This window comes from Actinomadura sp. NPDC048955, assembly GCF_040649435.1.
GTDB classification, from domain to species: Bacteria; Actinomycetota; Actinomycetes; order Streptosporangiales; family Streptosporangiaceae; genus Spirillospora; species Spirillospora luteofluorescens.
The window spans coordinates 340,170-352,204 of record NZ_JBEZJI010000001.1 but is presented as its reverse complement, the minus strand read 5'-3'; the positions used below and the strand labels follow the sequence as shown (position 1 = coordinate 352,204).

The following is a 12,035-nucleotide window of genomic DNA, read 5'->3' as shown; positions in this document are numbered from 1 at the left end:
GTGACGGCGCAAGGCCCCGCGACCCTGGTGATAGAACGGCACGGGACGGCGAGCCTGCGCTCCCGCGCGGTCTCGGCGGGCGTCCGGCGGCTGGTCCGCCCCGGCCTCGCCCGGCTCGCGGGCCGGCCGTTCGACGACCGGGCGCTGCGCCGCGCCGCCCTCCTCGACCGGCTGGCGGCACGGGCCGGGACGCCGCGGCGCATCAGCGTGGAGAAGGTCCGCTTCGACGGCTTCGGCGCCGAGTGGGTGTCGGCGCCGGGCGCCGCCCCGCCCCGCGACCGGGCGATCCTCTACCTGCACGGCGGCGGCTGGATCTCCTGCGGCCTCAACACGCACCGCCGGATGATCGCCTCGTTCGCCGCCGCGTCCGGCGCCACCGCGCTGTCGGTGGACTACCGGATGATCCCGGCGGTCCCGTTCGAGCGGGAGGTCGAGGACTGCGTCACCGCCTACCGGTGGCTGCTGGAGGAGCGGGGGATCGACCCCGGACGCGTCGTGATCATGGGGGACTCGGCGGGCGGGCACCTCACGTTCGCCACGGCGCTGCGCGCCCGCGAGGAGGGGCTGCCCATGCCGGCGGCGCTCGCGGCCCTGTCCCCCATGCTCGACATGGACCTGACGAGCAAGCTCGCGCACGCCAACATGGGCCTCGACCCCTCCGGCCCCGGCGCGCTGCTGGAACGCCTCGTCGAGGGGTTCCTCGGCCACCTCGACCTCGCCGACCCCGCGATCTCACCCGTCCGCGCCGACCTCGCGGGACTGCCGCCCGTCCTGCTCACCGCCGGATCCACCGAACTGCTCTACTGCGACTCCGAGCTGATGGCGCGGCGGCTCGCCGAGGCCGGGGTGCCGGTCACGCTCCAGGTGTGGGACCGGCAGTTGCACGTGTTCCAGATGTTCGGGCCGTACCTGCCCGAGTCGCGCGCGGCGGTCGCCGCGCTCGGCGCGTTCGTCCGCGACGCCCTGGACGGCTGAGTCAGCGCGTCTCCAGCAGCACCTCCGCGATCATCCCGAGGTTGGCGGCGTCCACGAGCCCCTCCCGCCTGATCCGCCCGAACGGGGCCACCACGACGTAGGTGCGCTCGCCGGCCGCCGCCACACCGTGCGGGCCCGACCCCCGGATCCGATCGAGCTCTCGGGCGGTGACCTCGGCGGAGAACAGGTGCGCGCGGTGCGCCGACAGGGTCGCGTTCACCTGGCGGGAGCGGTGCCCGCGCAGCCGGGCGGGCTCCAGCACCAGCCCGGTCTCCTCGGCGACCTCCGCGAGCGCCACCTCGGCCGGGCCGCCCGGCCCGGAGCCTCCCGGCAGCTCGTGGACGGCCCCGTCCGCGCCCGCGCTCCGGAACTCCCGGACGAGCACGACCTGCGTCGCGTCCAGCGTCGCGCCGGGCCGGTACAGCACGACGGCCGAGATGTCCGGCCGCCCGATGACGATCTCGTTGTCCTTGACCCGGTCCTCCGCGGTCACGCGGACCCGGACGTGCAGCCCCCAGCACACCCCGAAGCGGAACACCACCCGCGCCCCGAGCAGCACGTTGCCCGCGTCCCGCTGCCCCGCGTACCAGCGCTGGAACGCCGCGTCCCGCCACAGCAGCAGCGGGACCTCGCGCTCCCCGGCGGCCCGGGGCGCGCCGGCGCCGATCCGGCGCAGCGCCGCCGCGACCGTCTCCGGCAAGCCGGCGGCCGTCGGCACCGCGGACTTGTCCGCGTAGTGCAGCAGGTAGCCGTTCTTCGGCGCCTCCGGAGGCGCGCCGAACACCACCCGGCCGCTGTCGTGCCACATCCCCCACTCCACGTTCGTGGTGAAGGCGGGCATGGTCGCGAGGTCGCGCGGGACCCAGAAGACGACCTCGTCGGCCAGATGCAGGCAGCGCTCCTCCCATTCGACCTGGCCGTCGTAGTCGTCGTAGCGGTCCTCCCGGTGCTCGGGATCGAACACCACGAGCCGCCCGCCGCCGCGCCAGCGGGCCCGCAGTTCGGCGTGGGCGTCCGGCCGCCACGAGGCCACCCCGGGCGTCCGGGGCGTCGGGCCGGCCAGGAACACGGCCGCGTCCCAGCGGTCCGGCGGCTCCTCCCTCGCATGGACGAGGATCACGCCGTCGTCCATGCGGCGGCTCCCTTCCCGGTCGTGTGGACCGCCTACTAACGGGTAAACGCTGCTGATAACAGAATCACACTCCCGGTCAGGAGGAATCGATCATGGCTGGGACCATGCGAGTTCCGCGCACCCGAGGCGTCCTCAGCGGAATCCTGTTGATCCTTCTGGGGCTCTGGGGCGCGCTGCTGCCCCTCGTCGGCCCCTACTTCCACTTTGGATTCGCACCGGACGACACCTGGGTCTACACCACCGACCGCCTGCAGCTCAGCATCGCCCCCGGTGCCGCCGCCGTCCTCGGCGGCCTGATCCTGCTGTTCAGCGCCAACCGCGCCGTCGGGATGTTCGGCGGCTGGCTGGCCGCGCTCGCCGGCGCCTGGTTCGCCGTCGGGCCGATCCTCGCCACGCTGTGGAACGTGCAGGGCATCGGCGCGCCGCTCGGCGCGGGCGACGGCCGGCACGTCGCCGAGCAGCTCGCCGGCTTCACCGGCCTCGGCGTCGTGATCGTGTTCCTCGCCGCGCTGGCGCTCGGCAGGTTCGCGGTGGTCGGCGTCCGCGAACAGCGGCTGAACGAACCCGAACCCCCCGGGTCGAACACCACGCAGCCGCTCGTCTACGGGCGCTACGCGCGGGAGAACCAGCGCGGCCAGGACCCGCCGCCGACCGGCGACCAGCACGTCGCCGGTGACACACGCTGGGAACGCTAGCGGTCCCTGCGCCGCATGTCGCGGACCGACTTGGTGGTCTCGTAGCTGCCGCGCTCGTCGTCGAGGCGCACGTCGTCGCGGTCGGTGAACATGGCGACGAAGGCGACCAGCAGCCCGACACCGCCGATCCACGGCTCCCGCCATGCGAAACTGAGCGCCACGCAGGCGACGGCGACGGCGATGAGCAGCAAGAGCTTCACGTCACACCCCTCGACCGCGTCCCGGCGCCGGGGGACCCGGCCGCCCGGACGTCGCGAACGCGTCCGTCGCGAGATCAGCGAGTAATGGAAGACTTACCCGTCTCGCAGATGCATCCTGCCACGGAGGCGGCCCGCCGGGGAAGATCTCCGGCGGGCCGCCGCGTGACATTTCCGCTACTTCTTGCCCTTGCCGCGCTTCTCGCGGATCTTCATCGTGATGTCGAGGGGCGTCCCGTCGAACCCGAACTCCTCCCGCAGCCGCCGCTCGATGAACCGCCGGTAGCCCTCCTCAAGGAAGCCCGACGTGAACAGCACGAACCGCGGCGGCCGCACCCCCGCCTGGGTCGCGAACAGCACGCGCGGCTGCTTGCCGCCCCGCACCGGGTGCGGATGCGAGTTCACCAGGTCGGCGAAGAACTGGTTCAGCTTGGACGTCGGGACGCGGGTGCCCCAGCCCTCCAGCGCCGTCTCGATGGCCGGCACCAGCTTCTCCATGTGCCGGCCCGTGCGGGCCGAGATGTTCGCCCGCGGCGCCCACCGCGCGGTGTGCAGCTGCCGGTCGATCTCGCGTTCGAGGTAGTGGCGGCGCTCCTCGTCGAGCAGGTCCCACTTGTTGTAGGCGATGACCAGCGACCGGCCCGACTCGATCACCATGGAGATGATCCGCAGGTCCTGCTCGGCGAGCGGCTGGTCGGCGTCCACCAGCACGACCGCGACCTCGGCGCGCTCCAGCGCCGACCGCGTGCGCAGCGTCGCGTAGAAGTCGGCCCCCTGGTTCTCGCGGTGCCGGCGCCGGATGCCGGCGGTGTCGATGAACCGCCACGTCTTGCCGCCCAGCTCGATAAGCTCGTCGACCGGGTCGCGGGTGGTGCCCGCCACCGAGTCGACGACGGCGCGGGTCTCCCCCGCCAGCTTGTTCAGCAGGCTCGACTTGCCGACGTTCGGCCGCCCCAGCAGCGCGACCCGGCGCGGCCCGCCGGACTCGCCGAACGTCTCCGCCGGAGGCTCCTCGGGCAGCGCGTCGAGCACCGCGTCGAGCAGGTCACCGCTGCCGCGCCCGTGCAGGGCGCTGACCGGGTGCGGCTCGCCGATCCCGAGCGACCACAGCAGCGCCGCGTCGGACTCGGCGCTCACGCCGTCGACCTTGTTGGCGACCAGCACCACCGGCTTGCCGGACCGGCGCAGGATCTCCACCACGGCCTCGTCCACGTCCGTGGCGCCCACGGTCGCGTCCACCACGAACATCACCACGTCGGCCAGGTCGACCGCCAGCCGGGCCTGCTCGGCGATCGCCGCGGCCAGGCCGGAGGAGTCCGGCAGCCAGCCGCCCGTGTCGACGACGGTGAACCGGCGCCCGCTCCACGACGCGTCGTAGGCGACCCGGTCGCGGGTCACGCCCGGGACGTCCTCCACGACGGCCTCGCGGCGGCCGAGGATCCGGTTGACCAGGGTGGACTTGCCGACGTTCGGCCGCCCCACCACGGCCACGACCGGCGCCGGGCCCGCGTCCTGGTCGACGTCCTCGACGACGTCCACCGTTTCGATCTCGAAATCGCTCACTGTCACATTCCCCGGCGGGGACCGTCAGGCCGCCCGCTCACTCATGCTCTTTGGCGAGGCGGACGACCGCCTCGATGACCTCGTCCAGGCTCAGCCCGGTTGAGTCGATCTCGTGCGCCCCGGCCGCCTTGGCCAGCGGCGACGCCGTGCGCGTCGAGTCCAGCCGGTCCCGGCGCTCCTGCTCGGCCCGCGTGACCGTCACCGAGGCGCCCGGGTCGGCGGCCAGGTCCTTCGCGCGGCGCGCCGCGCGGACCTCGGCGCTCGCCGTGAGGAACACCTTGACCGGCGCCTCCGGCGCGACGGCCGTCCCGATGTCGCGCCCCTCCACCACGATCCCGCCCGCCCCGATGATCTCGCGCTGGAGCTCCACGAGCCGGGCGCGCACCGCCGGGACGGAGCTGACGGCGCTGACCGCGTTCGTCACCGCGCGGGTGCGGATCGGGCCGGACACGTCCGTCCCGTCCACGGTGATCGTCGGCGCCGCCGGGTCGGTGCCGGACTCGATCACGGGGTCCTGCGCGCGGGCCGCGACGGCGGCGCCGTCCTCGACCGGAACGCCGTTCTCCAGCATCCACCACGTCATGGCGCGGTACATGGCGCCCGTGTCGAGGTAGCGCAGCCCGAGCGTCCGGGCGACGCCCTTGGACGCGCTGGACTTCCCCGACCCGGACGGACCGTCCATGGCGATGACGAGCGGCACGATCGCTCCCTCTCTGTTCGTCGTGAAGCGGGCGGCGCTCGTCGCCGCGCCGGTGCGCAGAAGTCCCCCGGAACACGTCTTCGGCGCCCCAGATTACCGGCCGCGCGGTACCACTGCGGCCTAGCCGGGCACCGACCAGCCGCGGGCGCGCAGCTCCTCCGCCAGCCGCTCGGCCGCCTCCGGGACGACCGACAGCTCCAGCACGCCGAGCGGGCGGCCCGGGGAGTGCTCGATGGTCACGTCCTCGATGTTGACCCGCGCGATCCCCGCCGCCTGGAAGATCATCGCCAGCTCGCCCGGCCGGTCGGGGATGACCACCTGGACCGTCGCGTAGGCGGGCTGGTCACCGCCGTGCTTGCCGGGGATGCGGGACCGGCCCGCGTTCCCGCGCAGCAGCAGGTCGGCGACGTGCGTGGCGGCCTCCTCGCTGCCGTCGCGCAGCAGCGACGCCGCCACCGCGAGATCGGTGGCGACCGCCTCCAGCACGTCGGCGACGGGCGCGGAGTTGGCCGACAGGATCCCGATCCACAGCCGGGGGTCGCTCGCCGCGATCCGGGTGACGTCCCGCACGCCCTGCCCGGACAGGCCGAGCGCCACGTCGTCGGCGCCGGTCAGGCGGGCCGCGACCGCGGCCGACACCACGTGCGGGGCATGGGAGACCAGCGCGACGGCCCGGTCGTGCTCGGCGGCGTCCACCTGCACCGGCATCGCGCCGCACGCCTTCGCCAGGCCCGTCACGACCTCGACCGTCTCCGGCGTCGCCTCCGGCGTCGCGCACAGCGCCCACGGGCGGCCGAGGAACAGGTCGTGCCGCGCCGCGCTCGGCCCGGACCGCTCGCTCCCGGCGAGGGGGTGGCCCGCCACGAACGTCGTCAGGTCGCAGCCCAGTTCGGCCGCCTGCGCCAGCGGCAGCGCCTTCACGCTCGCCACGTCGGTGTAGGCGGTCGCCAGGCCGCGCTTCTGCGCGTCCAGCAGCGTCACCGCCACCGCCGCCGGGGGCACCGCCAGGACCGCCAGGTCGGCGGGCTCCGGCCGCGCCCCGTCCGGCATCGCCTCGCCCGCGCCGAGCTCCACGGCCAGCGCCAGGGCCGCCGAGTCCCGGTCGGCCAGCAGCACCTCGGCGCCGCGCTCCCGCATCGCCAGGGCGATCGACGTCCCGATCAGGCCTGTCCCGACCACGACGATCCGCCGCGGCACCACGTCCTCGCTCACGTCCGAAACCCTACTGTGCGATGTCGAGGCGGAGCGCCGTCGCGCCGCGCAGGTAGACGTGCTGGACGTCGGAGCGGGGACGGTCCGTCGCGATGTGCGCCATCAGCCGGATGACCCGCGGCAGCGCGCCCGGCACCCCGATCTCGGTGGCGCACAGCAGCGGCACCTCGTGGAACCCGAGCTTGCGGGCGGCGAGCGCCGGGAACTCGGCCGTCAGGTCCGGCGTCACCGTGAAGATGACGCTGATGACGTCGTCGGTGGTCAGCTCGTTGCGGGCCATCACCTCGGCGACGAGCTCGGTCGTCGCCTCCAGGATCTGCTCCCGTTCGTCGGCGTCCGTCTGCGTCGCGCCACGGACCGCGCGTACCGCCACAGTCGTACCTCCTCGTGGTGTCCGGTGTCCTCGTGGTGTCCGGTGTCCTCGTGGTGTCGGGTGCCTCTACAGTCCGACGGCCTTGTACAGCTCGCCGACCTCGTGGACGCTGAGCGCCCGCATGCCGCCCGGCTTCAGCTGGCCCAGCTTGATCGGCCCGAACTCGACGCGGGCGAGCTGCTGGACGGGGAAGCCGACCTCCTTCAGCAGCCGCCGGACGATGTGCTTGCGCCCCTCGTGCAGGGTGATCTCGACCAGCACGCGCCGGCCGACCTGGTCGAAGATGCGGAACTTGTCGGCCTTCGCGGGACCGTCGTCCAGGGTGACCCCGGCCCTGAGCCGCTTGCCGAGGTCGCGCGGGATCGGGCCGTGGATCTCCGCCAGATAGGTCTTGAACACCCCGTAGGACGGGTGGGTCAGCCGGTGCGACAGCTCGCCGTCGTTGGTGAGCAGGATCAGGCCCTCGGTGTCGGTGTCCAGCCGCCCGACGTGGAACAGCCGCTCGGGCACCTCCACGTAGTCGGCCAGGGACTTGCGGCCCCGCTCGTCCGCCATCGTCGACACCACGCCGCGCGGCTTGTTGATGGCGTAGTAGCGCATCTCGGACCGGGTCTCGACCCGCTTGCCGTCCACGTGGATGACGGCGCTCCGCGGGTCGACGCGCTCACCGAAACGGAACACCTTGTGCCCGTTGACGGTGACGCGGCCCTCGCCGATCAGCTCCTCGCAGTGGCGGCGGCTGCCGATCCCGGCCTCGGCCAGGACCTTCTGCAGGCGTACGCCCTCGTTCTCGCTCACGCGTCCTCAACTATGTCGTCTGGAAGGTCATCGGGAAGGTAGGGGGCCAGCTCGGGCAGCTCGTCGAGGTCGCGCAGCCCCAGGCGCTCCAGGAAGTACCCGGTGGTCCGGTACAGGTGGGCCTGCGACTCCGGGTCCTGCCCGGCGTCCTCGATCAGGCCGCGCAGCGTCAGCGTCCGCATGACGCCGTCGCTGTTGACGCCGCGGATCGCCGACACGCGGGCCCGGCTCACCGGCTGCCGGTAGGCGACGACGGCGAGCGTCTCCAGCGCGGCCTGGGTCAGCCGCGCCTGCTGCCCGTCGGTGACGAACCGCTCCACCACCGGGGCGCAGACGTCCCGGGTGTAGAACCGCCAGCCGCCGGCGACCTCCCTGAGATCGAACCCCCGGCCCTGCTCGGTGTATTCCGCGGCCAGCTCCCGCAGCGTCCCGGCGACCTCGCCGCGGGGCCGCTCCAGCAGCTGCGCCAGCGTCATCTCGGTGACCGGCTCGTCCACCACGAGCAGGATCGCCTCGATCGAGGCGCGCAGTCCCGGAAGCTCCGGCACGTCCGCGCCGGGTTCCTCACTCATCGTCTCCCTCGTCCTTCCGGGTCTTCGGGTCGGGTCCGGCGGCGTCCTGCGCGGGGTCCTTCTTCGGGGCGCCCTCGTAGTCGTCGCCGACCTCCACGTCGCCGTCGTCGGCGCCGGTCCAGGTGATGTGGAGCTCGCCGAGGGGCTCGTGCTGCTCGAACGTGACGGCCTGCTCCCGGTACAGCTCCAGCAGCGCCAGGAACCGGGCGACCACCTCGTAGGTGCCCTCCGCGTCGGCCGCCAGGACGCGGAAGGTGGTCTGGCGGAGCCGGCGGAGCAGCTCCACGACGATCGCGGCCTGCTCCTTGACGCTGGCCTTCGGCTGGTACATGTGCTCGACCGAGACCGACGGCGGCGCCTTCGGCGTGAGGGCCTTGGCGGCCAGCCGCGCGAACTCCTGCGGGCCGAGGCCGAGCAGCACCTCCGGCAGCAGGCCCGCGAACTTCGGCTCCATCGGGACCAGCCGCGGGAACCGGCGGCTCGCGTCGGCGACGCGAGCGGCGATCACCCGCGCGACCTCCTTGTACGCCCGGTACTGCAGCAGCCGCGCGAACAGCAGGTCGCGGGCCTCCAGCAGCGCCAGGTCCTCCTCGTCGTCGACCTCGCCGGACGGCAGCAGCCGGGCGGCCTTGAGGTCCAGCAGGGTCGCGGCGACCAGCAGGAAGTGGCTGGCCTGGTCGAGGTCCCACTCCGCGCCGTGCGAGCGGATGTGCGCGATGAAGTCGTCGGTGACCTTGTGCAGCGACACCTCGGTGATGTCGAGCTTGTGCTTGGAGATCAGCCCGAGCAGCAGGTCGAAGGGGCCCTCGAAGTTGTCCAGGCGGACGCGGAACCCCTGCTCCTCCTCGGTCTCCCGCCCCGGCTCGGGCGACGTCGCGTCCACGTCGCTCACGGTAGCGGAGAGCCGCTCGCGTGCTGTGCTCACCGGCCCCATCGTCCCATGCCCCGGCCCGCGCTCGCACCAGCCGTGATCACCGGCGGTGACGCCGCGCCGCGCCGCTACTTCCCGGTCATCCGGTGCACGAGGTCCTCGGTGTAGGCGCGGGTGAACCTGTCGGCCGGCCCGTTGATCTCCACCTGGCCGCCGGTGATGGCCTGCATCACCTGCGCGGGCTCCGACACCAGGGTCCCTCCGACGAGCATCGCCATCCTCCCGCCGGGCGCCTGGGCGGCGAAGGCGTCGGCGGCCTTGCGGGTCAGCGCGGCGAAGCCGGGCGCGTCCGCCGAGGTCAGCGTCAGCGCCACCGACCAGCCGGGACTGCCGCGCGCCGGGTCGGGCGGGACGGCCTTGACCTCCTCCAGCCGGCGCACCGTCAGGAGGTCCGCGCTCAGCGTGTAGCACTCGGAGGCGCCGGAGACGGTGACGGCGCCGCCCGCGCACGGCGGGGCGGACGCGCTCGCCAGGAGCCGGAACGTCAGCGGTACCCGCAGGTCGACCGGGCCCGACGAGGCGGCGGCCGAGTCGTCGCCGTCGTCACTCAGGACCAGATAGGCCCCGAGGCCGACGACCGCGAGGAGCACCGCGGCGGCCACGGCCACCAGCCCGATGAGCAGCGGGCCCGGCCCACGGGAGGGCGATGGCTGCGGCACGGCGCCGGGTGGCATGCCGTAAGGGGCGGGCGGGGGGTGGCCCATGGTGCGCTCCGTCGGGTCAGCGGCCGCCGGGCGGCCTCACTCGAACTCCGCCCACCTGACGAGGACCTCCCGGGCCAGGCTGCGGTAGGCGTTCGCGCCCATCGAACTGGGATCGAAGAAGGTGATCGGCTCCCCCGCCACGGTCGCGTCGGGGAACCGCACCGTACGGTTGATCACGGTGTGGAACACCTTGTCGCCGAACGCCTCGACGATGCGCCCGAGGACCTCGCGGGTGTGCAGCGTCCGCGAGTCGTACATGGTGCCGAGGACGCCGTCGATGACCAGGCCCGGGTTGATCCGGCCCTGCACCTTCTCGATCGTCTCCATCAGGAGCGCGACACCGCGCATCGCGAAGTACTCGCACTCCAGCGGGATCAGCACGCCCTCGCTGGCGGCCAGCGCGTTCACGGTGAGCAGGCCGAGCGAGGGCTGGCAGTCGATGAGGATGTAGTCGTAGTGGTCGACGGCCGACTTCAGCGCGCCCTGCAGGATGTACTCGCGGCCGACCTCGTGGACGAGCTGGACCTCGGCGCCGGACAGGTCGATGTTGCTCGGCAGCAGGTCCATCCCGTCGACGCCGGTCTCGATGACGACGTCCTCCCACTCGGTGTCGCGTTCGAGCAGCAGGTTGTGGATCGTCACCTCGAGCTGGCGCGGGTCGCCCTTGCCGAGGCCCACCGACAGGGCGCCCTGCGGGTCGAAGTCGACGAGCAGGACGCGGCGGCCGTACTCGGCGAGCGCCGCACCCAGGTTGATCGTCGTGGTGGTCTTGCCGACGCCGCCCTTCTGGTTGCAGACGGCCACGATCCGCCCGGGCCCGTGCTCGGCCAGCGGCTCCGGCTCCGGGAACACCGGGACGGGTCGCTGAGTGGGCCCGAGGGCACGGCTCGGATCGGTCTCTATGGTGGCGGAGGAAAGGACTCCATCCGCACCGTTAGTGCTGGTCACCAGATCCCTCCCCGGCGGCCCGGAAATGCCATCCAGAACGGGGACTCTAGGCCCGTCCACCCCGTCGCTCAAGCCGACGCGCAACGAAGGTCGCGATTTGTCGATGTGCCGGACGGCCCGATTCGTCCCTTCATGCGTGTCCGTTGCGCCCCGCGGACGGGCCGGTTCCCCCTCGGTTCCGCTCAGTTCCGCGCCCGCGGGTGCGATGTCGCGTAGACCTCGCGCAGCAACTGGACCGTGACGAGCGTGTAGACCTGCGTGGTGGTGACCGAGGCGTGCCCCAGCAACTCCTGCACGACACGGACGTCGGCTCCCCCGTCCAGCAGGTGCGTGGCGAACGAGTGCCGCAGCGTGTGCGGAGACACCTCCGACAGCTGCGCCCGGTCGGCGGCCGCGCGCAGCACCATCCACGCGCCCTGCCGCGACAGCCGCCCCCCGCGCGCGTTCAGGAACAGCGCCGGCCCGCCCCGCCCGGCCCCGGCCAGCTCGGGCCGCGCCCGCACCAGGTAGGCGTCCACCGCCTCGCGGGCATAGTCGCCGATCGGCACGACCCGGGCCTTGCCCCCCTTGCCGGCGACCCGGGCGAAACCGTCCCGCAGGTCGAGGTCGTCGACGTCCAGGCCCACGGCCTCGGAGATGCGCGCCCCCGACCCGTACAGCAGCTCCAGCAGCGCCCGATCGCGCAGGCCCCGCGCGGTGCCCGGGTCACCGGACGGCCCGGCCGCCGCCCCCAGCAGCCGTTCGACGTCCTCCAGCGAGATCGCCTTCGGCAGCCGCCGCGGCGGCGTGGGCGGCTTCACGTCATGGGCGGGATCGCCGGCGGCGAGCCCCTCCCGCAGCGCGAACCGGTGCAGCCCCCGGACCGCCACGAGCGCCCGCGCCGCCGAACCCGCCGACAGCGGCGGATGGTCCTCGTCGCCCTCGCGCAGCCCTACCAGGAACGCACGGACGTCCTCCTCCGTGACCTCCCCGACCGCCTCCCGCCCCCGCCCCGCCTGCACCTGCGCGTAACGGCGCAGGTCGCGGCGGTAGGAGCTGAGCGTGTTGGCGGCCAGGCCGCGCTCCACGGCCAGATGCCCCAGATAGGTGCGCACGGCCGAGTCGAGCGCGGACCCCGCGCCGGCGTCGCCTGCGGGGCGCCGCGCGGTGCTCCGGGAGGACGGGCTCGGGGACAGGGCGGCACCTCTTCCGGCCGTGGGCTCCGGGGACCCGCCCATCATGCCCCCTCCGGCGAC

General features: G+C 73.6%; 14 protein-coding genes. 2 read left to right on the top strand and 12 right to left on the bottom strand.

The window, feature by feature from the left end; genetic code table 11:
• Nucleotides 1-975: an alpha/beta hydrolase gene (locus AB0C84_RS01675; RefSeq protein WP_258939103.1), complete on the top strand. Its 975-nt coding sequence runs from the start codon at nt 1-3 to the stop codon at nt 973-975.
• Between the two features lies 1 nt (nt 976).
• Here the strand turns inward: AB0C84_RS01675 and AB0C84_RS01670 are convergent, their stop codons facing one another.
• A complete protein-coding gene (locus tag AB0C84_RS01670; RefSeq protein WP_361060112.1) occupies nt 977-2,107 on the bottom strand; it encodes a nucleoside 2-deoxyribosyltransferase domain-containing protein in 1,131 nt (376 codons plus the stop codon).
• A 92-nt stretch (nt 2,108-2,199) separates the two neighbouring features.
• On the opposite strand from AB0C84_RS01670, the gene AB0C84_RS01665 reads away from it, so the two are divergent.
• Nucleotides 2,200-2,802: a hypothetical protein gene (locus tag AB0C84_RS01665; protein ID WP_361060110.1), complete on the top strand. Its 603-nt coding sequence runs from the start codon at nt 2,200-2,202 to the stop codon at nt 2,800-2,802.
• On the opposite strand, the gene AB0C84_RS01660 is transcribed toward AB0C84_RS01665, so the two are convergent.
• From AB0C84_RS01660 to AB0C84_RS01610, 11 genes are all read right to left on the bottom strand, one after another.
• Nucleotides 2,799-3,002: a hypothetical protein gene (locus AB0C84_RS01660; protein ID WP_179842672.1), complete on the bottom strand. Its 204-nt coding sequence runs from the start codon at nt 3,000-3,002 to the stop codon at nt 2,799-2,801. The two genes, AB0C84_RS01665 and AB0C84_RS01660, sit on opposite strands and share 4 nt — an antisense overlap.
• Nucleotides 3,003-3,176: 174 nt before the next feature.
• Complete coding sequence (der, locus tag AB0C84_RS01655; protein WP_179842673.1) at nt 3,177-4,562, bottom strand: ribosome biogenesis GTPase Der; 1,386 nt, start codon at nt 4,560-4,562, stop codon at nt 3,177-3,179.
• A gap of 37 nt (nt 4,563-4,599) precedes the next feature.
• Entirely contained in the window at nt 4,600-5,262 is a 663-nt protein-coding gene (gene cmk, locus AB0C84_RS01650) for a (d)CMP kinase (protein ID WP_258939100.1), read from the bottom strand.
• 120 nt (nt 5,263-5,382) lie between these two features.
• Entirely contained in the window at nt 5,383-6,474 is a 1,092-nt protein-coding gene (locus AB0C84_RS01645) for a prephenate dehydrogenase (protein ID WP_258939099.1), read from the bottom strand.
• A gap of 10 nt (nt 6,475-6,484) precedes the next feature.
• On the bottom strand, nt 6,485-6,847 hold the full coding sequence (gene aroH / locus AB0C84_RS01640; RefSeq protein WP_179842674.1) for a chorismate mutase: 363 nt from the start codon (nt 6,845-6,847) through the stop codon (nt 6,485-6,487).
• A gap of 66 nt (nt 6,848-6,913) precedes the next feature.
• Nucleotides 6,914-7,645, bottom strand: a complete 732-nt coding sequence (locus AB0C84_RS01635) for a pseudouridine synthase (RefSeq protein ID WP_179842675.1) — start codon at nt 7,643-7,645, stop codon at nt 6,914-6,916.
• Entirely contained in the window at nt 7,642-8,217 is a 576-nt protein-coding gene (scpB, locus tag AB0C84_RS01630; RefSeq protein WP_179842676.1) for an SMC-Scp complex subunit ScpB, read from the bottom strand. The genes AB0C84_RS01635 and scpB overlap by 4 nt, the downstream gene beginning before the upstream one ends.
• The gene (locus AB0C84_RS01625; RefSeq protein WP_258939164.1) at nt 8,210-9,100 is read right to left on the bottom strand and encodes a segregation/condensation protein A; all 891 of its coding nucleotides are present in this window, start codon (nt 9,098-9,100) and stop codon (nt 8,210-8,212) included. The genes scpB and AB0C84_RS01625 overlap by 8 nt, the downstream gene beginning before the upstream one ends.
• Nucleotides 9,101-9,216: 116 nt before the next feature.
• Nucleotides 9,217-9,852, bottom strand: a complete 636-nt coding sequence (locus AB0C84_RS01620) for a hypothetical protein (protein ID WP_361060105.1) — start codon at nt 9,850-9,852, stop codon at nt 9,217-9,219.
• Nucleotides 9,853-9,888: 36 nt separating this feature from the next.
• A complete protein-coding gene (locus AB0C84_RS01615; protein ID WP_258939163.1) occupies nt 9,889-10,755 on the bottom strand; it encodes a ParA family protein in 867 nt (288 codons plus the stop codon).
• A 227-nt stretch (nt 10,756-10,982) separates the two neighbouring features.
• The gene (locus tag AB0C84_RS01610; protein WP_258939097.1) at nt 10,983-12,020 is read right to left on the bottom strand and encodes a site-specific tyrosine recombinase XerD; all 1,038 of its coding nucleotides are present in this window, start codon (nt 12,018-12,020) and stop codon (nt 10,983-10,985) included.
• Between the last annotated feature and the right edge of the window lie 15 nt (nt 12,021-12,035).

Coding starts and splice junctions, on each gene's coding strand:
- AB0C84_RS01670 (WP_361060112.1), bottom strand. CDS start 2,107: ATGGACGACGGCGTGATCCTCGTCCATGCGAGGGAGGAGCCGCCGGAC.
- AB0C84_RS01665 (WP_361060110.1), top strand. CDS start 2,200: ATGGCTGGGACCATGCGAGTTCCGCGCACCCGAGGCGTCCTCAGCGGA.
- scpB (WP_179842676.1), bottom strand. CDS start 8,217: ATGAGTGAGGAACCCGGCGCGGACGTGCCGGAGCTTCCGGGACTGCGC.
- AB0C84_RS01620 (WP_361060105.1), bottom strand. CDS start 9,852: ATGGGCCACCCCCCGCCCGCCCCTTACGGCATGCCACCCGGCGCCGTG.
- AB0C84_RS01610 (WP_258939097.1), bottom strand. CDS start 12,020: ATGATGGGCGGGTCCCCGGAGCCCACGGCCGGAAGAGGTGCCGCCCTG.